This is a genomic window from Rhizobium sp. PEPV16, assembly GCF_008919455.1.
GTDB lineage: Bacteria > Pseudomonadota > Alphaproteobacteria > Rhizobiales > Rhizobiaceae > Rhizobium > Rhizobium leguminosarum_Q.
Window position 1 is genome coordinate 1 of record NZ_VSZV01000286.1, and the last position, 24,828, is coordinate 24,828.

General features: G+C 60.6%; 26 protein-coding genes and 1 pseudogene. 19 read left to right on the top strand and 8 right to left on the bottom strand.

What is annotated here, in order from left to right; all coding sequences use genetic code 11:
• The coding region (locus FY112_RS13375) for an FAD binding domain-containing protein (RefSeq protein WP_181018209.1) at positions 1 to 588 on the bottom strand (588 nt) is incomplete at its 3' end.
• Between the two features lie 2 nt (positions 589 to 590).
• Positions 591 to 1,211, bottom strand: coding sequence for a (2Fe-2S)-binding protein (locus FY112_RS13380; RefSeq protein ID WP_131630017.1), 621 nt, complete (start codon positions 1,209 to 1,211; stop codon positions 591 to 593).
• A gap of 221 nt (positions 1,212 to 1,432) precedes the next feature.
• Between FY112_RS13380 and FY112_RS13385 the strand changes: the two are divergent.
• Both FY112_RS13385 and FY112_RS13390 read left to right on the top strand, forming a co-directional pair.
• A pseudogene (locus tag FY112_RS13385) lies at positions 1,433 to 1,799 on the top strand (transposase); the annotation flags it as partial.
• Positions 1,800 to 1,846: 47 nt separating this feature from the next.
• Positions 1,847 to 2,275 carry a DUF1007 family protein gene (locus tag FY112_RS13390; RefSeq protein ID WP_280762017.1) on the top strand — a complete coding sequence of 143 codons (429 nt, stop codon included), beginning with the start codon at positions 1,847 to 1,849 and terminating at the stop codon, positions 2,273 to 2,275.
• Positions 2,276 to 2,653: 378 nt separating this feature from the next.
• Here FY112_RS13390 and FY112_RS13400 read toward each other — a convergent pair whose 3' ends face one another.
• A complete protein-coding gene (locus FY112_RS13400) occupies positions 2,654 to 3,244 on the bottom strand; it encodes a hypothetical protein (protein WP_151518562.1) in 591 nt (196 codons plus the stop codon).
• Positions 3,234 to 3,530 (bottom strand): hypothetical protein, encoded by a 297-nt coding sequence (locus FY112_RS13405; RefSeq protein ID WP_027663749.1) that lies wholly within the window; start codon positions 3,528 to 3,530, stop codon positions 3,234 to 3,236. The genes FY112_RS13400 and FY112_RS13405 overlap by 11 nt, the downstream gene beginning before the upstream one ends.
• A 442-nt stretch (positions 3,531 to 3,972) precedes the next feature.
• Between FY112_RS13405 and FY112_RS13410 the strand changes: the two genes are divergently transcribed.
• The 3 genes from FY112_RS13410 (at position 3,973) to rsgA (ending at position 6,884) form a co-directional block, all read left to right on the top strand.
• Complete coding sequence (locus tag FY112_RS13410; RefSeq protein WP_131630015.1) at positions 3,973 to 5,157, top strand: MFS transporter; 1,185 nt, start codon at positions 3,973 to 3,975, stop codon at positions 5,155 to 5,157.
• Between the two features lie 462 nt (positions 5,158 to 5,619).
• Positions 5,620 to 5,796 carry a hypothetical protein gene (locus FY112_RS36725; protein WP_165504216.1) on the top strand — a complete coding sequence of 59 codons (177 nt, stop codon included), beginning with the start codon at positions 5,620 to 5,622 and terminating at the stop codon, positions 5,794 to 5,796.
• Between the two features lie 35 nt (positions 5,797 to 5,831).
• Positions 5,832 to 6,884 (top strand): ribosome small subunit-dependent GTPase A, encoded by a 1,053-nt coding sequence (gene rsgA / locus FY112_RS13415; RefSeq protein ID WP_094087508.1) that lies wholly within the window; start codon positions 5,832 to 5,834, stop codon positions 6,882 to 6,884.
• A gap of 86 nt (positions 6,885 to 6,970) precedes the next feature.
• Here the strand turns inward: rsgA and FY112_RS13420 are convergent, their stop codons facing one another.
• Entirely contained in the window at positions 6,971 to 7,219 is a 249-nt protein-coding gene (locus FY112_RS13420) for a hypothetical protein (RefSeq protein ID WP_017961908.1), read from the bottom strand.
• Positions 7,220 to 8,197: 978 nt separating this feature from the next.
• Between FY112_RS13420 and FY112_RS13425 the strand changes: the two genes are divergently transcribed.
• From FY112_RS13425 to nuoG, 14 genes are all read left to right on the top strand, one after another.
• Complete coding sequence (locus tag FY112_RS13425) at positions 8,198 to 8,698, top strand: NADH-quinone oxidoreductase subunit J (protein WP_094087507.1); 501 nt, start codon at positions 8,198 to 8,200, stop codon at positions 8,696 to 8,698.
• A complete protein-coding gene (gene nuoK / locus FY112_RS13430; protein ID WP_017961910.1) occupies positions 8,698 to 9,000 on the top strand; it encodes an NADH-quinone oxidoreductase subunit NuoK in 303 nt (100 codons plus the stop codon). Before FY112_RS13425 ends, nuoK begins: the two co-directional genes overlap by 1 nt.
• 4 nt (positions 9,001 to 9,004) lie before the next feature.
• A complete protein-coding gene (locus FY112_RS13435; protein WP_017961911.1) occupies positions 9,005 to 10,468 on the top strand; it encodes a monovalent cation/H+ antiporter subunit D family protein in 1,464 nt (487 codons plus the stop codon).
• The gene (locus FY112_RS13440; RefSeq protein ID WP_017961912.1) at positions 10,465 to 10,719 is read left to right on the top strand and encodes a hypothetical protein; all 255 of its coding nucleotides are present in this window, start codon (positions 10,465 to 10,467) and stop codon (positions 10,717 to 10,719) included. The genes FY112_RS13435 and FY112_RS13440 overlap by 4 nt, the downstream gene beginning before the upstream one ends.
• Positions 10,712 to 12,472: a Na(+)/H(+) antiporter subunit D gene (locus FY112_RS13445; RefSeq protein ID WP_094087506.1), complete on the top strand. Its 1,761-nt coding sequence runs from the start codon at positions 10,712 to 10,714 to the stop codon at positions 12,470 to 12,472. Before FY112_RS13440 ends, FY112_RS13445 begins: the two co-directional genes overlap by 8 nt.
• A gap of 8 nt (positions 12,473 to 12,480) precedes the next feature.
• A complete protein-coding gene (locus tag FY112_RS13450) occupies positions 12,481 to 13,956 on the top strand; it encodes an NADH-quinone oxidoreductase subunit M (RefSeq protein ID WP_017961914.1) in 1,476 nt (491 codons plus the stop codon).
• Complete coding sequence (locus FY112_RS13455) at positions 13,953 to 15,410, top strand: NADH-quinone oxidoreductase subunit N (protein ID WP_017961915.1); 1,458 nt, start codon at positions 13,953 to 13,955, stop codon at positions 15,408 to 15,410. Before FY112_RS13450 ends, FY112_RS13455 begins: the two co-directional genes overlap by 4 nt.
• A 134-nt stretch (positions 15,411 to 15,544) precedes the next feature.
• Positions 15,545 to 15,910, top strand: a complete 366-nt coding sequence (locus FY112_RS13460; protein ID WP_017961916.1) for an NADH-quinone oxidoreductase subunit A — start codon at positions 15,545 to 15,547, stop codon at positions 15,908 to 15,910.
• On the top strand, positions 15,898 to 16,401 hold the full coding sequence (locus FY112_RS13465) for an NADH-quinone oxidoreductase subunit B (protein ID WP_017961917.1): 504 nt from the start codon (positions 15,898 to 15,900) through the stop codon (positions 16,399 to 16,401). The genes FY112_RS13460 and FY112_RS13465 overlap by 13 nt, the downstream gene beginning before the upstream one ends.
• Positions 16,398 to 16,934: an NADH-quinone oxidoreductase subunit C gene (locus FY112_RS13470; protein WP_131709972.1), complete on the top strand. Its 537-nt coding sequence runs from the start codon at positions 16,398 to 16,400 to the stop codon at positions 16,932 to 16,934. The genes FY112_RS13465 and FY112_RS13470 overlap by 4 nt, the downstream gene beginning before the upstream one ends.
• Positions 16,935 to 16,963: 29 nt before the next feature.
• On the top strand, positions 16,964 to 18,178 hold the full coding sequence (nuoD, locus tag FY112_RS13475) for an NADH dehydrogenase (quinone) subunit D (protein WP_151518560.1): 1,215 nt from the start codon (positions 16,964 to 16,966) through the stop codon (positions 18,176 to 18,178).
• A 16-nt stretch (positions 18,179 to 18,194) separates the two neighbouring features.
• Positions 18,195 to 18,704, top strand: coding sequence for an NADH-quinone oxidoreductase subunit NuoE (nuoE, locus tag FY112_RS13480; RefSeq protein ID WP_072637295.1), 510 nt, complete (start codon positions 18,195 to 18,197; stop codon positions 18,702 to 18,704).
• Between the two features lie 4 nt (positions 18,705 to 18,708).
• Positions 18,709 to 19,971, top strand: coding sequence for an NADH-quinone oxidoreductase subunit NuoF (gene nuoF / locus FY112_RS13485; RefSeq protein WP_131630011.1), 1,263 nt, complete (start codon positions 18,709 to 18,711; stop codon positions 19,969 to 19,971).
• Between the two features lie 29 nt (positions 19,972 to 20,000).
• On the top strand, positions 20,001 to 22,580 hold the full coding sequence (nuoG, locus tag FY112_RS13490; protein ID WP_151518561.1) for an NADH-quinone oxidoreductase subunit NuoG: 2,580 nt from the start codon (positions 20,001 to 20,003) through the stop codon (positions 22,578 to 22,580).
• Between the two features lie 75 nt (positions 22,581 to 22,655).
• Here the strand turns inward: nuoG and FY112_RS13495 are convergent, their stop codons facing one another.
• From FY112_RS13495 to nuoH, 3 genes are read right to left on the bottom strand one after another with little or no spacing between them, the layout of a single operon-like run.
• Complete coding sequence (locus FY112_RS13495) at positions 22,656 to 23,096, bottom strand: CBS domain-containing protein (protein WP_026158852.1); 441 nt, start codon at positions 23,094 to 23,096, stop codon at positions 22,656 to 22,658.
• A 44-nt stretch (positions 23,097 to 23,140) separates the two neighbouring features.
• Positions 23,141 to 23,707, bottom strand: a complete 567-nt coding sequence (locus FY112_RS13500; RefSeq protein WP_017961924.1) for an NADH-quinone oxidoreductase subunit I — start codon at positions 23,705 to 23,707, stop codon at positions 23,141 to 23,143.
• A 10-nt stretch (positions 23,708 to 23,717) separates the two neighbouring features.
• Positions 23,718 to 24,719, bottom strand: a complete 1,002-nt coding sequence (gene nuoH, locus FY112_RS13505; protein ID WP_017961925.1) for an NADH-quinone oxidoreductase subunit NuoH — start codon at positions 24,717 to 24,719, stop codon at positions 23,718 to 23,720.
• Positions 24,720 to 24,828 lie beyond the last annotated feature (109 nt).

Genomic DNA, 24,828 nt, shown 5'->3' on the forward strand with positions numbered 1-24,828 from the left:
AACAGTGCGCGTTCCTGCGGGTCCATGAATTTCGACCGATGCGCCCATCGCCGTCAACGCCACTGGCCAGTCGCCCGGTGAGACCGCGATGCAAGCGTCACTCACTCCAAGGATCGCATGGCCTCGGTCCAACCCGCCGATTGCCGCGCAACCGGAACCGGGGACACGCTTGTTGCAGGGGTACACGCCGACCGTAGACAGTGACCCGGCGCCGTTGCGGAAATAGGGACAGCGGGTTCGCTGAAGCAGGTTGCCGCCAACTGTGGCCATATTGCGCAGCTGCTGCGAGGCTGCTTTCAGCAAGCTCTCAGACAGGATGGGATATCCTTCCTGCACTGCCGGCGTGTAAGCAACGTCGCTCATCAGCGCCAAGGCACCGAACCGCAGTACGTCGCCGTCGGTGTCAATCGTGTCGAGGCCCATGATGCCGGTAACGTCGATAAGATGCGCTGGCCGCTCCACGCCGAGCTTCATCAGATCATAGAGCGTTGTGCCGCCGGCGATGTAGCGCGCGTCTAGGCCGACCGCAGCAAAGGCTTCGACGGCTGCTTCGAGGCTGTCCGCCCGGGTGTAATCGATAGCTCGCATCTTCAGCCCTCCTTCGAATTGGCTGCCACATCTTCGATGGCAGCGACGATCCCGGCATACGCGCCGCAACGACAGATGTTTCCACTCATAAATTGGCGGATCGAGGCTTTGTCCGTTGCATGACCATGTCGAACGCATGCGACGGCGGACATGATCTGGCCCGGCGTGCAGTATCCGCACTGCAATGCATCGTGATCGATGAAGGCGGTCTGCATCGGATGAAGTGTATCCCCGTCGGCCAGCCCTTCGATGGTCGTCACCTGACGCCCCGCCACTTTCGCCGCAAGCGTCAGACAGGACACTACCGTTCGGCCGTCGAGGTGCACCGTGCATGCACCGCACTGGCCGTGATCGCAGCCTTTTTTTGTTCCCGAGAAGCCAAGGGGCTCGCGCAGCAGGTCAAGAAGCGATGCGCGTGAGTCAATATCGAGAGCGACGGCCCGTCCATTCACCGTCGTCGAAACGAAGAGAGTTGTGCCCGTTTCATTCGAAACGGAAATTTCCTGGGCGGCAGCGGATTGCAGTGGAAGTATCGTTGCGACTGCAACGCCGGCACCGGTGCCAAGGACGGCTCGACGCGTCACACCAACGCCTTGAGAATCTGCGGGACTTTGCTCTGCCATTTATGCTCTCCTCCTGGACTTTCAAACCAATGTCTGGACGCGGCGGTTACTCGCCAGGAATAGCTCATCGCTGTCGCACAACTGTGCCGCGGCATGGGGAATTTGTCGCAAACTGTCGCAAATTCGCGCGGGCAGCAGATCTAGCAGGCTGCTGCAAAACCCTCGGACTTTTGGGTTGCCGCCATGATTCCCTGGGGTTGCAACAGCGGGGATTGATTTGCATGCGTGGCGGGGATGAGCGGACGGGATCGCTGTTTTCATATGTCGACCTTGAGGCACGGGTTCCCGGCAGGGCATCCGCTTCGTGCGATGCTGCGGTTGGTGAACGCATCGCTTGCGGCGCTGGATGGGTCGTTCGACGGGCTCTATGCCAAGACGGGTCGGCCGTCGATCGCGCCGGAACGGCTGTTGCGGGCGGTGCTGCTGCAGACGCTGTATTCGATCCGCTCCGAGCGGCAATTGATGGAGCGGCTTGAGTTCGACCTATTGTTCCGCTGGTTCGTGGGTCTTGGGATCGATGATGCGGTGTGGCATCCGACGGTGTTCACGCATAATCGCGACCGGGTTCTGACGACGGAGGTGGCGCAAGGAACGTCCAAAAGCGGCCGCGCGCGCTCCTTCTCCTATCGAGTGCGATTGCCGCAGCGTCGATCGGCATCCCTACTCCGGCGATGGCGCATCCGCATATTTTTGTGGATGCAAAATTCGAGGCCGTCGGTGGCGCCGACGGCAACCTGTCAGCACTTCGCCATATCTGGCGGTTTGACGAAGTGTTCTCGTCCTCGGTTCTGCTCGACTTCGACAAGAACGAAAATATGACGCTCGACCCGCCTGAGCTTGAGGCCGTTGCCGAGACTGTCAGCGCCTCACTTTCGAAATACAGTTACTACACCAACATCACCGTCGACGGAAAAGCGGTAGCATTGGGGAAACCGGACGCGATCAAAGCGACCTATGTAGATCAGTCGGTTACACGATGGGGACACGCGCGTGTTTCTCGCGTCTCGGAGCAGCGTGATCCGGACCTCAAAACCATCTCACCATGGGTGTTTATCTCGCATTGAAAGGCGCTCGCGCTGATCGTCCGGCTCGATTGGCGCACACCGGCTTTGCGCAGCACTTTAATGATTGTTTGCGATTGAGGGCTAAACCTCGGCTCAGCCCGCACCTAGCCTCGGAATTGGCGAAGGCCAGCAGTCGGCAGCCTGCGCGCATGAAGGCACTGAGAACGCGGCTCGCGGCCTCCTGGTCGTCCCGGACCGTGCGGGAGGCTGCGATCGCCGTAGATGCTTGGGAGCTGTTTCGGTGGCGTGGCAGCTTTACGGCGCTCGCTGACAGGATCCCGGCTCCCAAGCGAATTGAATGTCCCTCTGGAACTGGCAAGCTTGAAGCGAGCGATGATTGATCGTCCGCTCCGGCGACCGAGGGTGAGAGTTCGGCGTTCATGATGATCGCGCCTCCACTGGGGCTCGATAGAGGATGACCCGACCGGTCGGTATGATCTGTGAGAGGAAATCAAAGTCGCGAACATTGCCAGTCAGCACGCTCGCACCCAGCTGCCGTGCCTGCAAGAAAACCATGGCGTCATTGACGAAGCGGCGCTCATGTCCCTCCCCCTTTGGCAGGTTGCTCAAGCGAAAGAGCAGACCCGCCAACACGCCGGCATGTCCCCAGATGGCTGCCTCTGGGGCGTGAAGTCGGTGTTCCGGAATGTCTTCGATCGTCGCAGCGACCGTTTCGAGCACCGCCTTTGTAGAGGCGTGCTTGGGGTCCAGTCGGCCGAAGGCATGGGTCAACTCAGACAGGCAGACCGCCGAATGGTGGCATAGGCGATACGTAATCAGCCTATCGACCTCCACCGGCGAGCGCCCTTGAAGCACATCCAGATAGACGCTGGTATCCAGGAACAGAGGCCCTCCGATTGCCGGTTCGTCAGCAACCCAAGGAAGATCTTCGTCGGGCCTGCGCTCGAGCGCCCCAAGGTGCTTCTGGGGCTTTAGTGATCGGAGGGTTTCAGAGAGATCAAATCCCAACATCGATGTCCGTCGGGATGCGGCCCTTGCGGCCCACCAGACGCGCGCCAAAGTCGTCTTCGAGAGCCAGCCGTGAAAGCGCCAATTCCAGCAGTTCGGTGTCGGAGGTAACATGGGCACGCTTCTTGGCTGCCTCGATCAACTCCGACGGCACTCGCCCCGACAAGCGGGTATTCTTCGCCGTGCCAAGGAGACCGACGGCCTTCGCTTGCTCGAGTACGAGCTTATTGCGGGCCAACGCGACTTTCGCTTCGCGTTCCGCAGCAGTTCGTGGTTGGGTACCCATGAGATTCTCCTGTGTTGAACAGAATATAGATTACGTTGAACGGGAAGGCAAGGTTCAAGAGCGGTAGGCAGGCGATCCTGGCGTTCGCGGCAAACCACCATGGGAATGACGACGGGGACATTGGTGGATTCTCTGGGGCTGGCGGCTCGGCGGCGCAGAGTTCAACCTTGTTGATGCAGAAAGCGATCTGTAATCTCAAGTGACGGAACTGTATCTGCCGGCGAAGGGAAGCTCGCGTTCAAAATCGCGGCGGCGTAGTTTGCAAGCTTGATCAACGGCACGCGCACGTCACCGCGGCTAGGCAAATCACGCCGGTCCCCAAGATCACCTTCTCCGAAGCATTCCCTCAGAAACAAGTTTCGATCTTAGGCCCTGTGAGATAGACATCACCGGTCCATGCGCGCGTGTTTTGCTTCGACGCGTCAATCCCCGGAGTTGCATCATGAAAATCGCGCCGCAGCAGCGGATCTATGTCTGTTTCTTTCTCTTCGCTGTGTCGCTGGGGGCGCTGCTGTCGAGGATGCCGGATTTGCAGGTTGCGCTTGGCGTCAATAAGTCCGAGCTTGGGTTAACGCTGATAGGGGCTGCGATCGGCGCCCTGATTTCGTTGACTTTATCTTCGCCCTTGATCGCCCGGCTCGGCGCGCGGACGACGGCGTTCATTACTGTTCTCGGCACGGCTGCGCTGCTATCGCTGGTGCCGTGGATCGGTGCGGCGCCGGTCGTGTTCTGTGTGCTCTTCGTCGAAGGGCTGCTCGCCGGGGCGCTGGAGATCAATCTCAATGTTGAGATCGACCGCATCGAAGCGCAGCTAGGGCGCGGCGTGATGAACAGGGCGCATGGCTTCTGGAGCCTCGGCTTCTTCGTCACGGCGCTTGTGTCCTCAGTCGTCCGCCAAGCTGGCATTTCGATGGAACTCCATCTCGCCGTGACCTTTGTCGCGGTACTTGTCATCGGCATCTGGGCGATTTCCGGCATGCGGAGTGCGCCGGCGCGGATCGCGTTATATGAAGGCAAGGCACCGCTGGTAGCGCTTCCCACCTGGGGCCTAATGCCGCTCTGCGTGATCGGCATCGCGGCCTTTCTCGTCGAAGGTGCCGGGATCGACTGGTCGGCGATCTATATGCGCGATGTGTTTTCGGTCGAGCCCTTCATTGGCGGACTGGGATTGACGCTCTTTACCTTCTGCATGGCGCTGGCACGCCTGTTCGTCGATCCGCTGGTCGATCGGTTTGGCGCGCGGGCCGTCGCCACGATGTTGCTTGTTCTTTCGGCCATCGGCATCTGCGCCGTGTCGGGGGCGCCGCATCCCTATGTCGCGCTGGCGGGCTTTGCCTTGATGGGCGCCGGCTGCAGCGCGGTCTATCCTCTCGCCGTTTCGGCGGCGGCCCAACGCACAGATCGCGCGGCGTATCTCAACGTCGCCGCCGTTGGCCAGATGAGCTTTGTCGTCTTTTTCCTGGCGCCGCCGCTGCTCGGTTTCATTGCCGAACATGCTGGCATCCGGACATCCTATCTCGTCTGTCTTCCGCTGATCATTTACGCGCTCTTTTCGGCCAAGGCGCTCGCTACGCGCCGGGCTGCCGGCGGCGGTAGCGCTGCGACTGCTCGGAGCGTCAACGGGTGACTTATTGTGCTGCCGGTTTTTGGCCGCGCGATTGGTTCGGTGAAAACCCAAGCGAGCACGTATTGGCGGCGTGCATGGTGCTCTCCCTAAGCAATACTGCTGCCACTGCAGGTCGGAATAGATCGCCTTGCGAGATTGAAGGCCAGTCGCGCGTCTGGTCGAGGGAAATGCGGGCGCAGGCGAGGCTACTTGCTTGCCGACGAGTTTGTCGACGGCAAAGGTACCTGAGCCGGCGTGCTCGACCACGTCGATTAGGCGATCGTCCTCGCCACTCGTGCCCCATTGATCACCTTTAAACCAGCCTGGCGGTGACGCTTCGCCGAACTTGCAGACGAAAGGTGGTCTTGAACGGGATCGAAGCGGCGTTGGCTAATCGCGAAGCACCTGATAGGTCATAGACCGCTGTGTATGAGGTGGCACCATCCTCAGAGACAACCCTCGGACCGGACTGGAGAGCTTTTGATGGGCTGGAAAACACCGAAGATCGAATACGTGAATGGCTATAAGATCGTTGAAGTTGAGGGGCCGACCTTCAAAGTCTACGATGGCGACCGTCAGCTCGGCGAAGATTTCCCCTACCCCGGCGAAGCTGCTGCTTACGCAACCTCGTTGCCAAAACGGGATCATCCACGCAGCTAGGCGAAACGCCGCTGAAGATCATTCAAAAACCCTTTATGGCAGCCTTACTGAAAGTGGAACAAGATTTGACCAGCTCCCAACTTTCTTCACCGCTGGAACTGCTTGGGTGGTCTGAATTCTTCGCGGACCAGGTCCAGCCCAGCGAAGCGGATTTGATCCCCCGACGCATCGCTTCAGTTCACCGGGCACGCATCGAGGCAATCGATGTCACCGGGCCGGTCGGACTCGAATTTCCATCCAATACCAGTACTGGTGATTACGCGGTGGGCGACTGGGTTCTTGCCGATGCACTGACTGACATGCTTATCAGACGTCTCGACCGAAAAAGCGTCTTTCAACGACGCCCGGAAGGCGGGCGTGGCCAGCAACTTGTTGCCGCCAACATCGACACCCTGTTGATCGTGACCTCGTGCAATGCCGATTTTAATCTTGCTCGGCTGGAACGTTACCTGATCATGGCCAACCAGGCCGGGAGCAATCCGGTGATTGTGCTGACGAAGGCTGACACTGCGGAAGATGCCGGCATGTTCCAGGCGCAAGCCGAGGCTTTGCAGCGCGATCTGCCTGTCATTGCCTTGAATGGGCGCTCCGCGGATGCCGTTTCCCTGTTGAGGCCCTGGTGCGGCGTTGGCCAGACGGTTGCGTTGGTGGGATCTTCTGGTGTCGGAAAATCAACGCTGGTGAACACCATGACCGGGCCTGAATCTGACACAAAGCAAAAGACAGGCACCATTCGAGAATATGACGCGCAGGGCCGACACACAACCACGGCGCGATCCCTGCATGCAATTTCAGGCGGCGGCTGGGTCATCGATACGCCGGGAATAAGAACGCTTTACGTGAGTGATGTTGCCGACGGTATAGACACCCTATTTGCTGAAATAACTGAACTGGCGCCGCTTTGCCGCTTTCGCGATTGCACGCATGCCCATGAACCTGGGTGCGCGGTCCAGGCAGCTGTCGCAAGCGGTGCCCTGGTCGCCGATCGCCTGGAACGCTGGCGGAACCTGCTTGCCGAAAACCGCGACCGAACACCGATCGTGAGCGGACCCCGCGGCAATAAGATCGTTCGCAAGAAGAAATATTGAAAGTGTAGAACGTTTGCGACGGTGCTCATCGGCGTCAGCCATGATCCGCCACCTGAATTGGCTGGGCTGGGGGATGGCGTGAGCGCTCAATGATTGGGATTGCGGTCACGAAGAAGACCCTGCAAGCGGCCGCTCCCGCTTGTGAGGGATATATCTTTGAACAACCGCGATATGAGGCGCGGTTGCAAGCCTTGCCTCTCATCGATGAGGAGGAATGACATCCTCTTTATCTCGATCGTGATCACGCCTGCATTGTCATGGCGACGATAATTCCGGGAATCCATCGCATGGAATCCATTTTCCACCGCCCAGGCGGCTATCATATCCGCGTTCATCAAGATCCTGCTTTAGGAGATGCGGACGTGCTGTCTCTAGCTGTCCCGCTCGCGCAAATCGCTTCGCAGTCTTACGGATACCGTAACTGAAACGCTCTAATCCAGCCAAATCCGTCCAAGATGACAGTTCCCACTCAGGTGTTGCGAGAAAGACTCGAATCAATCGTTGCAAATCGGTACGACTCAGCCGAGGCCCGCCCGTTTAATGCTCTTGAAGGGGCGTGAACCGACGCATTAACCAGGATAAGCCGCTGATGTGTAACCCTTATTATGGAACATTTGGTTCGAGTAAGCCTCCCAACCCCAGCTCCCCGCCGACCTGGGAAGCGCGGCGCTTGGCTAATACCGCTTTTCGAACTAGCGAAGCTTTTCCGCCAGCGATAAGAAGGTAGATGCTGATCTTTAAGAGGGATTTGGTTTCGGTTTCAGGCTTTGTCCCGTTCGGGTCTTAAAACAGTCCACTGGACTGTTTTATCGGGCGAGCCCGATCGACCTCTCACCCTTCAGGTTATGGTCCGCAGGACGAGGAGCTACCGTCGCCAGCGAAGATGAAGTCTTCGCGCCAGCGATATTGCTCTGTTCTGGAACGCAAAAAGCCCCTGCATGACAGGGGCGTGGGAGTATCTATGGGAAGGTTTGGTTGCGGGGGCCCGAAGCCACAGAGAGTTGTAACTTCGGCGGAACAGCCGGTGTGATTTGGAAGAAATTTCCCACTACGCCGTAACAAAAGGTCGGTACCGACCGGCTCAAGCCATTTGCCTATGGAACAATAAAATTGGTACGGCGCTATCGAAAGCGCGCGCTTCGCAAGCGACCTTCGCCACATCCGGACCGGCCTGGTTTGCTACGCCAATGACAATAATCTTGTGAAAAATCCGATTTTAGGGCACAATTTTTGAACGCATCGGAAGTTGCGGCGCAATCTCAAATCCGGCCGTCTCGCGCCGGGTAGCAGTTCGCGTCGGAGGGTCGGCGTCGATGGATCAGGGGTTCTTTCTTCTGTTCGCTACGGTGTCCGTGATCACCGCCTTGACACTTGTCATGGCGCGCAATCCGGTTCACAGCGCATTGGCGTTGATGGCGTGCTTCCTGCAGATATCGGCAATCTTCGTCTTGCTCGAGGCGCCGCTGCTCGCGGCCATCCAGATCTTTGTCTATGTCGGCGCGATTATGGTCCTGTTCGTCTTCGTGATCATGATGATCGATGTGCGCGAAGCGGTCTTGCAACGGTTCTTGCCGGGCGGCAACATGGCGGCTCTGGTGTTGCTCGTCCTGCTTGGGATCGAGATGGTTGCGCTGGTGCTCTGGAGCGGCCGCTTTTCGCTCACGCAGCCCGTCATCGTGCGCGGTGGCGATCAGGTCAGGCAGCTCAGCACAACGCTGTTCGCCGACTATCTCCTGCCGTTTGAAGTTGCGTCCGTCATCCTGCTGGCCGCCTTGATCGGGGCCATCGTGCTGGCGCAGAAGGAGCAGCGGTGATGGTTCCGCTCTGGTGGTATATTTTGCTCGGAGTGGCGCTGTTCGTGATCGGAGCGGCGGGCGTGCTGCTCAGGCGCAACATTCTGGTCGTGCTGATGTCGCTGGAGCTGTTGCTCAACTCGGTCAACATCAATTTCATCGCTTTCGGACGTTACTACGCCGATTTCCGCGGTCAGATCTTCGCGATCTTCGTCATCGCAATCACCGCGGCGGAGGTTGCCGTCGCCCTCGGAATCCTGGTCGCCCTCGTGAGGAACAAATCTACCCTCAAGGTCGACGACGTGACCATGATGAAAGGATAGTGGCTTGGACCCGGTGATATCGATCCGGCCGCTACTTGCCGTCGCCGTCGCGGGCCTGGCGGCCCTTGCAGTTCTTCTCCTGAACAACCGCGAGAAACTCCGCGATATCGTCTCGCCATTGGCGGCAATCGCCATGTTCGCAATTGTCGTCTCGATGGCGCCCACGGTGCTGGCGGGCGGGACGGTCGAATTGCGCCTGTTTGAGGTTCTGCCGGGGATTGACTTGGCTTTCCGGGTCGATGCGCTCGGCATGGTGTTTGCCACCGTCTCGTCGCTGCTGTGGATTGTCGCGGCGATCTATTCCATCGGCTACATGCGGCACTTGAACGAGCATGCGCAGACCCGGTTCTTCGCCTGCTTTGCCGCCAGTCTCGCGGCAGCGGTCGGAGGCGCCTTCGCCGCCAATCTGTTCACGCTGGTGATCTTCTACGAGATGCTCACCCTCGTGACCTATCCGCTCGTTTACCACCACGAAGACGAAGAGGGATGGGCGGGTAGTCGCAAGTACGTGGTCTATTTGATGGGAGCGTCAAAGAGCGTGCTTCTCGCCGCGCTGGCGCTGACCTACCACATTGCGGGATCGCTCGACTTTGTCACGGGGGGCCTGCTGGCAGGGAGCGATGCTTCGGCGGCGCTGCTGACAGTCGTCTATTTCTGCTACCTCTTCGGCTTCGCCAAGGCTGCGGTGATGCCGATGCACGCATGGCTGCCTGCCGCGATGGTGGCGCCGACACCGGTCAGCGCGCTCCTGCATGCCGTGGCCGTGGTCAAGATGGGCGTGTTTTGCGTGCTGCGGTTGGTGTTCCATGTGTTCGGCACGGGCCTGGTGGACGGGCTAGGACTGGGCATCGCCACGGCCTATCTGGTCTCGTTCACGATTCTGATGGCGTCGGTTTACGCCCTGACGCGGGACGACCTGAAGGCGCGGCTCGCCTATTCGACGGTCAGCCAGCTCTCCTACATCGTGCTGGGGGCGGTTCTGCTCTCGCCGGTCGCGATGGTCGGTGGGATCATCCACATCGCGGCGCATGCATTCTCAAAGATCACACTGTTTTTCTGCGCCGGGTCGATCTATTGCGCGTCTGGCAAGCGCAACATCAGCGACATGGCTGGTATCGGCCGCCGGTTGCCCTGGACGATGGGGGCGTTCTTCGTCGGCTCACTCAGCATGATCGGCGTGCCACCGACTGCGGGGTTCGTGAGCAAGTGGTATCTGGCGCGAGGCGCGGTGGAGGCGGGGGAAATCGCGTTCCTGATCGTGCTCCTAGCGAGTTCGGTTCTCAACGCCGCTTATTTCCTGCCGGTCAGCTATGTCGCCTTTTTCGGGACGGAGGCGCAAGGGAGCCCGGCAACGGTCCGTGAAATTCCGATGGTGACGATCCCGCTAGTTGCGACCGCCATCCTGTCGGTGGCGATGGGCATCTTCCCCGACTATTTCGTCGCCTTGGCGGAAGGAGTTGTCAGGTGATAAAGCGCGTGGTCGATTTCTTTGGCGACGGAAAGTATGCGACCGAACGGCGTCGGCTTTTCTATCTGGTGCTCGTCCTGATCGTCATCGCCGACTTCCTGGTGCCGCGCGAACACGCCGAATACCCGTGGGACCGTCTGCCGGGCTGGTCAGCCGTCTACGGCTTCTTATCCTGCGTGCTGCTGATTTTCGTTTCCAAGTTCCTCGGTCATCGGGCTGGGCTCATGCGGCGCGAGGACTATTATGACTGACTTCGTCCATCCCGCCCTGCTGTTCATTCTCGGTGCCCTGCCGATCCCCTTTCTGAACGGGTCGATCCGCAAGGCCTATCTGCTGCTGATCCCGATACTTTCGATCCTCACCATGCTCACGATGCAGTCAGGCAGCTACGGCGCGGCATCGTTCATCGGGCAGGAAATCCTCATCGCGAAGGTCGACAAGCTGAGCATCGTCTTCGCAACGGTCTTCACCATTATGGCGCTGATCGGAACGGTCTACGCTCTGCACCTGACGCGCCCCGGCCAGCATGTCGCTGCGTTCGTCTATGTCGGCAGCGCGCTTGGCGTGGTTTTCGCCGGCGACTACCTGACCTTGTACCTGTTCTGGGAAGGCATGGCGTTTGCCTCTGCCTATCTGGTTTTCGCCCAGGGCGACCGGCAGGCGGTTGCCGCCGGTTTCCGCTATCTCATGGTCCACATCACCGGCGGCGTCGTTCTGCTCGGTGGCGTCATTCTCCACGGGCTCGCCACGGGTTCGCTGCTCCTCGGCCCGATCGCGGGGGGGATGGGCGTCGGCGCCTACCTGATCCTTGCCGGGTTCATGCTCAACGCCGCGGTGCCGCCCCTTAACGCTTGGCTGACTGATGCTTACCCAGAGGCGACTGTCACCGGGGCGGTGTTTATGAGCGCCTTCACCACGAAGACCGCCGTCTATGTCCTGGCGCGGACGTTTCCGGGGACCGAGCTTCTGGTTTGGCTCGGCACTGCAATGGCGCTTTACGGTGTCATCTACGCGGTGCTGGAGAACGACTGCCGGCGGCTGCTCGCCTATCATATCGTCAGCCAAGTGGGCTACATGGTGGCGGGTATCGGCATCGGCACCGAGATGGCAGTGAACGGCGCCTCCAGCCACGCCTTCGCGCATATCCTCTACAAGGCACTGCTATTCATGGGCGCAGGAGCGGTGATCCACGTGACCGGCCGCCGCAAGCTCACCGAACTTGGCGGGCTCTACAGGACCATGCCGATAACGGTGGCGCTCTATATGGTCGGCGCCTTCGCAATCTCGGCGTTTCCGTTCTTCTCAGGCTTTGTCACCAAATCGATGGTGATTGCCGCCGCCGGACAGGATCATCGAGCGCTGGTGGTGGTGGCGTTGACGATGGCGTCGTCGGGGACGTTCCTGCACACGGGCCTGAAGCTCCCGTATTACATGTTTTTCGGCGTGGACCGGAAACTGGAGGCGCGGGAGCCGCCGCGCAACATGCTGGTTGCGATGGCCATGGCGGCGGTGCTCTGCATTGCGATCGGGGTATTCCCGCAGCCGCTTTACGCTCTCCTTCCTTATCCGGTCGACTTCGAACCCTATACGGGCGTCCATCTCACCGAGAGCCTCAGCTTGTTGATGTTCACCGCACTGGGATTCGTGCTGTTCCTCAGGGCGCTCGACCCCGAGAACACGATCAGCATCGACACCGACTGGTTCTACCGCAAGGGCGCGCGGCTCTTCATGTGGTTCGCCGAAAAACCGCTGGCGCGCTATGAGAAGGCGGTAAGCAACGTGTCCGAGACAGCCGCGCTACCCTTCCTGCATGGGACGGCACGGGCGGGACTGTGGATCGATCTCACCGGCGTGGACGCCGTCGTGAACGGCGTCGCCCGCTCGATCCTGCGCGCCGGCGGGCGGCTCCGGCGGCTCCAGACCGGCGTCGTGACCCATTACGCGCTGGCGATGATCGCTGGTGTGATCGCAGCCGCCGTGGTCTTCGCCGTGGTATGGCGGTAGGGGGCGCGATGGGATTGCCGCTTCTGAGCTTCATAATTTTCACGCCCGTCGCCGGGGCAGCGGTTCTGATGTTTCTCCGCGGCGACGATGCGGTGCGCTGGACAGCGCTGGGTGTCACAATCCTCGACCTCGCCCTCTGCATCGCCATGCTGGCCGGATTCGACACCACGACCCACGAGATGCAGTTCACAGAGAAGCGCCCTTGGGTGCCCGCGCTCGGAATCACTTATGCGCTTGGTATCGACGGGATAAGCGCGCTCTTCGTGTTCCTGACCGCGTTGCTGGGTTCGATCTGTGTGCTCGCCTCGTGGGTTGCGATCGACCGCAAGGTGAAGGCGTTCATGGTCAGTCTGCTCTCCATGCAGGCGCTGATGCTGGGGGTGTTCTGCGCACTCGACCTGTTCCTGTTCTACGTTTTCTGGGAAGCGATGCTGATCCCGATGTACCTGATCATCGGCGTCTGGGGCGGCGACGGCCGGATCTATGCGGCGTTCAAGTTCTTCCTCTACACTCTGGCGGGCAGTGTCCTGTTCCTGGTCGGTGTCATCGTGCTCTATTTCAACGGCGGCGAGACCTTCGACATCCTCGCCCTCACTGCACAGGATTTGCCATTCCGGGACCAATCCTGGCTGTTTTTCGCCTTCCTGATCGCCTTCGCGGTCAAGGTGCCGATGGTCCCGGTCCATACCTGGCTGCCGGACGCCCATGTACAAGCGCCGACCGCGGGCAGCATCATCCTCGCGGGCGTACTCCTGAAGATGGGCGCCTATGGATTCCTGCGGTTCTCGCTGCCGATGCTGCCAGAGGCGTCGGTATATTATTCGACACTGATGCTTTCGCTTTCAGCGCTTGCGATCGTCTATGGCGGGTTGCTCGCGCTGGCACAGGACGATCTGAAGAAACTGGTGGCCTATTCCAGCATCAGCCACATGGGCTTCGTGACCATGGGGATTTTTGCGCTGAACCTCCGCGGGCTCCAAGGAGGTATCCTGCAAATGTTCAATCACGGCGTGACGACGGGCGCGTTGTTCCTGTTCGTCGGCTTGATTTACGAGCGGACCCATACCCGCAGCATCGCTGATTATGGCGGGCTGATAAAGGCAGCACCCGTCTATACCGCGTTTCTTGCGCTGTTTACTCTGTCGTCGATGGCGCTGCCGGGAACGAATTCGTTCGTCGGCGAGTTGCTGGTCCTGTCGGGCGGGTTTGCGGCCAACCTGGCCATCGGCGCGGCCGCCGTTTTGGGCGCGTTGCTTGGCGCGGCCTATCTGCTTGGCATGTATAGGAAAGTCGCGCTTGGTCCGGCCAGCGTCGGCGTCCGGTTCAAGATACGCGACGTGAACGCCCGCGAGCTGGCAGCGACCCTGCCGCTGGCCGTCTTCGTGCTGTGGGTCGGGCTCTATCCGAAGCCCTTTCTCAATATCATGGACGCTTCGGTGGAACATCTGCTGGTGCAGGTGCATGCCAAGGGGAGCGGCCAATGATCGTCGCCGCACTTTTCCAGTCGGCTCTCGCAAGCCTGCCCGAGATCGTGGTGATTACTGGAGCCTGCATCCTGCTGATCCTGGGACAGTTTTTGCGCAAGGGGCAGAAGTATTTCCTGGTCTGGGCTTCCGTCGCGGTCGTGCTGATTGCCGCCTTGGCGACACTGCTGCTGGCGGGAGAAGTGCGGCCGGCCTATACTGGCATGTTCATCGCCGACCGCTTCGCGGTCTTCTTCAAGTTCGTGTTCTACATAGCCACCATTCTGACATTCCTGCTTTCGCGGAAATATGCCGAAATCGAAGGGATCGGGAGCAGCGAATATTATGTCCTGCTGCTTTTTGCCCTTTCGGGAATGATGATCATGGCCTCGGCGACCGATCTCCTGTCGATCTACGTGGGCCTCGAGCTGATGGTGCTTTGCACCTACGTGCTGACCGGCTTTCTGCGGCATGAGCGGCGATCGAACGAAGCGGCGCTGAAATACGTAATCCTTGGTGCGGTCTCGACCGGAATTTTCCTCTACGGCGTTTCGCTGGTCTACGGGCTCACCGGCACGACGCAATTGGACGGTATGGCTGCGGCCGTGACCGGCGCTCCGCGCGACCCCGGCTTGCTGCTGGCGGTGGTCTTCATCGTCGCGGGGCTGGTCTTCAAGGTCGGCGCGGTGCCGTTCCACATGTGGGTGCCGGACGTCTATGAAGGCGCGCCGACGACGATTACCGCCTTCATGTCCGTGGGGCCCAAGGCGGCGGGGTTCGCGGTGATCCTGCGGGTGTTCCTCAACCCTCTGGTCGCAACCTCCAACGTTTGGATCATCGTCGCGGTCATTGCTGTGGTGACGATGGCGCTAGGGAGTTTCGTTGCACTGGTGCAGGATAATTTCAAGCGCCTGCTGGCCTATTCCAGCATCGCCCATGCCGGGTTCGCTCTTTTCGGCGTGGTGGCCGGCGGGGCGGACGGGATCGCCAGCGTGATGATCTATCTGCTGATCTACTCGCTCATGAATCTCGGCATTTTCGGCATCGTCATCCTGATGCGGAACGGCGATTTTTCCGGCGAGGTTATCGAAGACTATGCGGGTCTCGCCAAGTCGCATCCGGGGCTGGCACTTCTGATGCTGCTCTATCTGTTCTCGCTGGCCGGAATTCCGCCAACGGCCGGGTTCTTCGCCAAGTTCTACGTGCTGGTCGCGCTCGTCGAGCGAGGGTTCGTCATGCTGGCGGTGATCGCAGTGCTGCTGAGTGCTGTTGCCGCCTACTTTTATATCCGCATCGTCATGGTGATCTACATGCGCGAGCCGGAAAGGACGTTCGACCCGGCGCTGACGCCCTTGGTGCGCGCGACGCTCGCCTTCACCGCTGCCGGCACCATCGGCATCGGCCTGTTTCCCGCATGGTTTTTAAGACTTGCCCAGCATTCCGTGTTGGCGGCTGACCGATTGAATTTGCAATGATCCGTCCGACGGAATAAACTCAAAGCTCAAGAAAGGATTGCCCAAGTTGCTTCCCGGGGCGACCGCATTACGGTCCTGAACAGGACGGTCGCGGCCTGAGGAAAGCTCTCAGTGGGTAACCGGTGCAGTGCGATATGGCTGCAATGGAATTCTTGCCGGTTCTTTTTATGATCGTCGGAGTCGTTCTGGTGACGGGGGCGACGCTTTTTGTCTCCTCGCTGCTGCGTCCGTCCAATCCCTATCCCGAAAAAAACATGCCCTATGAGTGCGGCATGGACGCCGCGGGTGAGGCCGCCGCGGGGCGCTTCAGAGTGCCGTTCTTTATCCTCGCGATCCTGCTGGTCGTCTTCGATGTCGAGACGATGTTCCTCTTTCCCTGGGCCGTCGTCCTGAAAGACATCGGGCTGGTCGGCTTTGTCGAGATGTTCGTCTTCATATTGCTGCTTCTTGTGGGCTTCGCCTACGCCTGGCTGAAGGGAGCACTCGAATGGGAGGCGTAAACAACGCGATCCGCGACAGCGTGCTGTTCACCACGGCCGAGAGCGTTATCAACTGGAGCCGAAGCTCGGCGCTGTGGCCCGAAACTTTCGGAATTGCCTGCTGCGCCATCGAGATGATCTCGGCGGGGTGCGCCCGCTATGATCTCGACCGGTTCGGCGTGGTGTTCCGGCCATCGCCCCGCCAGTCCGATGTGATGATCATCGCCGGCACAGTAACGCGGAAGTTCGCGCCCGTGGTGCGCCGCCTCTATGACCAGATGCCGGAGCCCCGCTGGGTCATCGCCATGGGCACCTGCGCTATCTCGGGCGGGGTCTACAATACCTACGCGGTGGTGCAGGGAGCGGAAACCTTCGTGCCGGTGGACGTGCATGTGCCCGGCTGCCCGCCGCGGCCCGAGGCGCTGATGCATGGATTCCTGCTACTTCAGGAGAAGATCAAAAAATCCCGAGCACTGGCCGGGACTCCTCTGGATCGGGTTGCAGCGTCATGAGTGTGGAGACGCCCCTCATCCGCACTACGATCACGGAGCGTTTCGGCGAGGCAATCGACGATCTTGGCTTCGCGCATGGTGTACATGCCTTCGCCGCTCCGCCTGACATGATCGTCGAGCTTTGCCGGTTTGTGAAGGAACACCCGGCGTTGCGGTTCAACTTCCTGTCGGACATCTGCGGGGTCGATCATTATCCTGAGATGCCACGCTACGAGACGGTGTACCACCTCTATTCGCTACCGAACAAATGGCGCGTTCGCATCAAATGCCGCCTCGCCGATCCGCCGCGGGTCCCGTCGGTGACGGGGGTCTGGCGAACCGCCAATTGGCATGAGCGCGAAGCCTGGGACATGTACGGGATCAGGTTCGAGGGTCACCCCGATTTGCGCCGAATCTACATGTGGGAAGGGTTCGAGGGCTTCCCGCAGCGCAAGGATTTTCCGCTCCGTGGCTACAAGGACAAGCTGAACCCGTTTGGCGCCGAAGGCACGCCGCCGACGCAGCCCGACCTCGCCACCAAGAACATTCCATAAGGGAGGCCGCTCCACGCCGGAAACTTAAAATGACCGAAGTCACCGAACTGATCAGCCCGCCAGGCGAAGCGTTCGACACCAAGGAGGTGCTTCTCAATCTCGGCCCCCAGCACCCCAGCACGCATGGGGTTCTTCGGCTCGTCCTGGAATTGGACGGCGAGTACGTCAAGCGCGTGGATCCACACATCGGCTACCTCCATCGCGGCACCGAAAAACTGGCGGAGAGCTTCACTTACACCCAGATTTTTCCGCTCACCGACCGGCTCGACTACCTCTGTCCACCGTCGAACAACCTCGCCTTCGCGCTGGCGGTGGAGAAACTCCTCGGCATAGAAGCACCGATCCGCGCACAATATATCCGCGTGATGATGGCCGAGCTGGCGCGGATCTCCGGCCATGTCTTGATCACCGGCGCGCTGCCGATGGACCTCGGCGCCATGACCGCCTTGCTTTACGCCATGCGGGAGCGTGAAATGATCATGGATCTCCTGGAAATGATCAGCGGTGCGCGCATGCACACGTCCTTCTGCAGGGTCGGCGGAGTGCGCGAGGACCTGCCCGACGGTTTCCTTCCCAAGATCAGGGAGTTCTGCGACATCTTCCCGAACCGGATCCGCGACTATGAGCGGTTGCTCGAAAACAACCGGGTATTCCTGAAGCGCACGCAGGGGATCGGCGTGATCTCCGCCGAGGACGCCATCGATCTCGGACTGAGCGGCCCGAACCTGCGCGCCTCGGGCGTCGACTGGGACATCCGCCGCGACGAGCCCTATGAGATTTACGACCGGCTCGACTTCAATGTCGTCACCCGCGACGAGGGCGACTGCTATGCACGCTGGCAATGCCGCGTCGAGGAGATGCGCGAGAGCATCCGGATCATCGAGCAATGCCTCGACCAGATGCCCGAAGGGCCGTTCCAGATCGACATGCCGACAATCGCCTTTCCGGTGGACAAGGACAAGGTGCATTGCTCGATGGAAGCACTGATCCAGCATTTCGACCTGTCGGCCTATGGCTTCAAGGTGCAGAAGGGCGAGGTCTATTCGGCGATAGAGGCGCCAAAGGGCGAGCTCGGCTTCTACATCATCAGCGACGGGTCGCCAAAACCATTCCGCATGAAGGTGCGGGCACCCTCGTTCGTCAACCTTCAGGGACTGTTCGGGGTGACCAACGCCCGCTATCTGGCCGACATGATCGCCGTGCTCGGCAGTCTCGACCCGGTGATGGCGGAGGTGGACAAGTAGCAGAGATTTGAATGCAATGACCATGCGCGAAAAGATAAAAGAGGCAGCGGCGCGGTATCCCGACCAGCGCTCTGCGATCATGCCCGCGCTTCTGATCGCGCAGAGGGAGCATGGCCATCTGCCTGGTCAGGTGCTGGAAGAAGTCGCCGACACTCTCGGAGTCGAACGGATCTGGGTCTACGAGCTGGCGACCTTTTATACGCTCTTCCATACCGAGCCGGTGGGCATGTTCCACCTGCAACTCTGCGACAATGTTTCCTGCATGCTGTGCGGAGCCGAGGACCTGCTGAAGCATCTGGAAACGGCGCTGGCGATCAGCAAGGGCGACACCACGCCGGACGGGCTGTTCACGCTTTCCTCCGTCGAGTGCCTCGGTGCCTGCGAGATGGCTCCGGTGATGCAGGTCGGCGACGATTACCACGGCGCCCTTGATGTCGCGAGTATCGACGCGCTTCTTGACAGGTTGCGGACTGAGGCGGGGCAAGCGACAGGTGTCGATCTCGCCGCCACACCGCCCGGAGAGTAGCGCCATGTTCGAGCCGGTTCTCCTCAAGAATGTCGCCGTGCCGGACAGTCACCTGCTGTCGACCTACGAGGCTGGCGGCGGCTACCAGGCACTGGCGAAGGCGCTGCGCGAATACACGCCTGACGAGGTCGTTAACCTCGTCAAACAGTCCAACCTGCGCGGTCGCGGCGGTGCCGGATTCCCGACGGGCATGAAATGGAGTTTCGTGCCGAAGCAGTCGGGCAAGCCGAAATATCTCTGCTGCAACGCCGATGAGGGCGAGCCAGGCACCTTCAAGGACCGGATCCTCATGGAGCGCGATCCGCACCAGCTCATCGAGGGACTGGCGGTAAGCGCTTACGCGATCGGGGCCGAAATCGCCTATGTTTACATCCGCGGAGAATATGTGACGGCGATCCGTCACCTTGAGGAGGCGATCGCCGAGGCTCACGCGAAGGGTTATCTGGGATCGCGCATTCTAGGCTCGGATTTCAATTTCACCGTCCACATCCACTGCGGCGCCGGCGCCTATATCTGTGGCGAGGAGACCGCGATGCTCGAGTCCCTCGAGGGCAAGCGGGCGCAGCCGCGATTGAAGCCGCCCTTTCCGGCCGTGGCCGGGCTCTACGCCAGCCCCACAGTCATCAACAATGTCGAGACGCTCGCCTGCGTGCCGCATATCGTTGTGCGGGGGCCGGACTGGTTTCGGGACATCGGCCCGGATAAGAGCCCCGGCCCGAAGCTCTACTGCGTCAGCGGGCAGGTCCGCAAACCCGGCCTCTACGAGTTGCCGATGGGCATACCGCTGCGCGAACTGGTCGATCACGCCGGCGGCCCTCCACCGGGGCGCAAGATCAAAGCGGTGATCCCCGGCGGTGTATCGGCACCGGTCATCCCGGAGCATGGGCTGGACGTGGGTATGGATTTCGACTCGCTGGCTGCCGCCGGCTCGATGCTCGGTTCGGCTGGCGTTATCGTGATCGACGATAGCACCTGCATGGTCAAGGTCGCCACCAGGATCATCGAGTTCTTCCACCATGAGTCCTGCGGCAAGTGCACGCCCTGCCGGGAAGGATTGAACTGGGTCGTGAAGGTCCTGCGCCGGGTTGAAAGCGGGGATGGCGCACCCGGCGATCTGGAGCAGTTGGACATGCTCTGCAAAGGCATTTTCGGCAATACGTTTTGTGCTTTGGGTGATGGCGCCGCGATGGGATTGCGGGCAGCCCTTAAGCATTTCCGCGAAGAGTTCGTCGCCCATGTTGAGGAACGAAGGTGCCCGTTTCACTGAAGGATTGCGTGGCACAGATGCGAGGAAGTATGGTTAGCGTTACGATCGATGGGCAAATACTGGAAGTCGAGCCCGGTTCGACGGTGCTGCAGGCTGCCCAGCATTTGAGTATCGATATCCCGACCTTCTGCTATATGAAGCGCCTGCCGGCGCTGGCCTCCTGCCGCATGTGTCTGGTCGAGATCGAGGGGCTGCGGCGGTTGCAGCCGTCCTGCGCCACCACGGTCACCGACGGCATGGTGGTGCGGACGAACACGCATCGGATCGAGGAAACGCGCTCTTCCATGCTCGACATGCTGCTCGCCAACCACCCCCTCGACTGCCCGATCTGCGACAAGGGCGGCGAATGCGAGCTTCAGGACATGGTAATGGCCTACGGGCCCCGCGAAAGCCAATTCCGCGATGACAAACGTGTGTTCCACTCCGAGGACATTCGTCTGAGCCCGGTCATCATCATGAACGTCAACCGCTGCATCCAGTGCCAGCGCTGCGTCCGGATGTGTGAGGAGGTCGTCGGCGCGGTGGCGCTGGGCACCGTCGAAAAAGGCATGGATACCGCCGTCACCGGCTTCGAGGGCAGTCTGGCAAGTTGCGACCAGTGCGGCAATTGCGTCGAGGTCTGCCCGGTCGGCGCGCTGATGAGCTTCCCCTATCGCTACAAGGCGCGCCCCTGGGATCTCGTAGAGACCGACACGGTCTGCCCGCATTGTGGCACCGGTTGCCAGCTGACGGTGGGCACGCGCAAGGGCGAGTTCATGCGGGTGCGCTCGAAGTGGGACGAAGGTGTCAACCACGAAACGCTCTGCGTGCGAGGACGCTTCGGCCTCGATTTCGTTGCAAGCCGGGACCGGATCAAGCAGCCAATGATCCGTCACGATAGCGCCCTGGTTCCGGTTTCCTGGGACGAAGCGGGGGACTATCTGCGCCGGCGACTGTTGGCCGTCGAGAGCAAGGATGCCGGCGGGCTGGCCTCGCCTCGCCTGCCCAACGAGGTGCTTTATCAGTTCCAGAAGCTGATGCGAACAGGATTCCGGACCAACAACATTGATTGTTCGTCACGCTGGGCCGCGCCCTTCGATACTCTCGGCCCGCTATTGGGAACTTTCTACAGCCGCACGCCGCTGGACGACGTAATCGGCAACGACTGCGTGCTTGTCCTCGGAGGCAATATAACCGAGGAGAACCCGGTCACCGAATACCTGCTGCGGGACGGCGCGCGGCGGCGGCAGACCGGATTGCTCATGCTATCGGCGCGGCCATCGCGTCTGGACGCCGATGCCAGGGTGGTGGTCCGTGTGCCTCCGGGCGGAGAAGCGGCGAGCCTTGCGGCGGTGGTCGCCGGTCTCGTAGCGGCAGCTGGTCAGGCCTTGCCGGGCGGCGCTTTTGCGGACATCGACGCGGCAATCGGCAGGCCGGCGACGGGCGCCGACAGTGACGGGCCGGATCGCCTGGCCGCCGCGCTCAAGGAAGGCCGCAGCGTCACCGTGCTTGTCAGCGTCGACCTCCTGAGATCACCCGAAGCGCGTGCGACGCTGCAGCAGCTCAACAACCTGCTGCACGTTCTCCGCCTGCTAGGCAAGGGCCCGGCGATGCAGTTTCTCTTCGACCGTGCCAACCAGATGGGCGCCTGGGACATGGGGGTCCTGCCGGCGGCTCTGCCGGGGCTGCGGGCGGTCGCTGATGACGCGGCGCGCGCAACTCTTGCACGAAACTGGGGCGCCGAAATCCCGTCAGAACCCGGCGCGGATCTCGACGCCATGCTGGAGCTCTGCGTCGGTGGGCGGATGGGCGCTCTCTACATCGTCGGAACCGACCCCCTGGTTGCCTATCCCGACCGGGACTTTGTGACGCGGGCGCTTGGCGCCGCCGATCTCCTGATCGTGCAGGACGCGTTCCTCACGGATACGGCGGGCATGGCCGAGGTCGTCTTGCCCGCGGCGGGCTACGGCGAGGAATCCGGAACGTTCACCAACAACGAGGGCCGGATCCAGAATGTTCGCAAATTCCGTGAGCCCGTTTTCGAGGCGCGAGGCAATCTGGCGATTGTCGACTTCGTCGCGGCGCTACGCAACCAGGCGCTGCGGCCATCGACGCAAGCCGAAATTTTCGACGAGATTGCCCGGCTGGTTCCGGCCTATCAGGGGTTGACGCAGGACGGGCTTGGCGCCGACGGCGCATTCACCAAGGCGGTGCCAACATTACCAGCTGGCGTGTTCCTTGCGCCGCCGCCCGTTCCAACAGCAGCCGACCGGCTCATGCTGATCACCGGCGACTGCCTGTTCCACAACGGATATCTTTCCGAACGGTCGGACATCCTGAACACGGTCGCTAACGATCCCTATGTCGCGATGAGCGCGCAGGATACCGCGGAGCTTGGCCTTTCGGATGGCGATCAGGTAATCGTGCGTTCCGGCCAGGGCGAATTGACGGCGCAGCTCAAGGTCGACAGGCGGTTTCCCAAGGGCCTCGTCTTCGTTCCGGAAAACTATAGAGCCTTGCGTCTCAACAGCCTGCTGCGGCGAGGCGAATATCCATGCGCGGTGGAAGTCCAGAAGGCGCATGCCACTCTTGAGATCGACCGCCCAGGCCGGATCTGGCGTGGGGTCTGAAGATTTGGGGTCGGGGCACCGCAAGGCTCCGCGGCAAGCTGCCCGCCCCGGCGTCTTCACATCGAGTTGGCGACGTCAGTGATACCTGGTCCCGCATATGTAATCCTGCAGATCCTGCTCTGTACGCTGCGCTTCGTCGAGCCTGTGTTTAACCACGTCGCCGATGCTGACCACCCCGACAACGTCGCCTCCATCCGTGACCAGCACATGGCGCGTACGCCGCTGGGTCATGATCCCCATCGCGACGGGCAGCAAATCCTGTGTCGAACAGGTCGCCACATTGCGGTTCATGATGTCCGCGACCCGCTTTGCCGCCGCCTCGGCCCCGTATTCCGCCACCGCTTTGCAGCAGTCCCGCTCCGACAGCGTACCGAGGTATTTGCCGTTCGATCGCCTGACGACGACGAAGCCGATATTGTTGTCTCGAAACAGCCGCAGTACCTCCACCATCGTCTGATCGGGAGCAACTGCGATGACACCGACACCCTTATTTTTCATGATTTCACCGACAAACATCTGAGCCTCCTTCCGAGCGCTTCGGTTTGACAGCTGGCGCGCGTTCATGTTCGCCGGATATTCCGCCACCAGTTATAGCCCTGCGTCTCTTTCGTCTCGACAAGTACGTCCTTCTTCGTATTCAGGCGCGCGGCAACAACGCCGCCGCCGGTTGCCGCCTTACCCGGCTTGGCGAGCAGATCATCGCGCCCGATCACCAGGTCAGCTGAGGAAAAACTCGAGAATTCGTATTGTTGGCCAAGCGCGATCGCGTCCGCCGGGCAGGCGTCCTCGCACAGCCCGCAGAACAGGCAGCGGGCCGTGTCGATCTCGAATTTGGCCGGGTGCCGCTTGCCCTTCTCGTCCTCGTAGGGGACGACTTCGATACAGTCGCAGGGACAGATCCGCGCGCAGAGTTCGCAGGCCACGCACTTGATCTCGCCCTCTTCATCACGCGTCAGGAAGTGATGCCCGCGATAGCGGGAGTAGGGCAGCCACTTTTCCTTGTCCGGATACTGCATGGTCACGGATCTGGAGAACATGTAGCCGAAGGTCAGAGCCAAGGCGCTCGCCAGATCGGCAAAGAACGCCCAACCAATCCATGTTCCAACTCTGTCCTGCGCGCGCGACATCGCCGCCTCGCTACGGAGCCGCTACGACCCCTAAAACTACACCGGTTATAATTATGTTCGCCATTGAAAGAGGAAGCAAGACTTTCCATCCGATCGCCATCAATTGGTCGTAGCGGTAGCGCGGGAAAGTGAAGCGGAACCAGATAAACACATAGACGAAGAACGCGACCTTGAGCACAAACCACAGGAGCGGTGGCAAGGGAATCAGAACTCCGTTCCAACCGCCGAAGAACAGTATCACCACCAGGACCGACACAAGCAATACGATGGCATATTCGCTGACCATGAAGAAGGCAAAGCGGATACCGCTGTATTCGGTGTGGAACCCGGCCCCTAGATCGCCTTCCGCTTCCGCCAGGTCGAAGGGAATGCGCTGCGCTTCGGCCAATCCGGCGACGAAGAACACGAAGAATCCGACCGGTTGGTAGACGATGTTCCAGACATCGGCCTGCGCCCGCACGATCTCGAGAAGGCTCATGGATTGCGCCAGCATGACCACGCCGATGACCGCGAACCCCATCGGGATTTCGTAGCTGATCATCTGCGCGCAGGTCCTGAGGCTGCCTAGGACAGCGTATTTGCTGTTGGAGGCCCAGCCGCCGAAGATGACGCCATAAACCTCGATCCCGATCACCGAGAAAACAAAAAGGAGCGCCACATTCATGTTGGAGACGTAGAGCGTGATCTCGTGGCCGAGGACCGAGACAGTTTCGCCGAAGGGGATCGCGACGAACACCACAAAGGGCGGGGCGAGCGCCAGGATTGGCGCCAGTTTGAACAGGAACCGGTCGGCCTCGGCCGGGATGTGATCCTCTTTGGTCAGGAGCTTGATTCCGTCCGCCACCGGCTGCAACAGCCCGTGCCATCCCACGCGCATCGGCCCCATCCGCTGCTGCATGTGCCCGGCGATCTTGCGTTCCAGCCAGGTTAGCGGCAAGGGTAGCAACAGCAGGATCGCAATCAGCAACGCGACCTTCAAGACGATCAGGCCAAGGGCGACGATAAGTTCCATGATCCCGGCTACTTATTCATCGGGTTGAAGCGCACGACCGGACTTTGGCTCCGGCTATACAATGAGCACTGCGCGCACTTGTCAGACTACATGGTACAACGGCGACGCA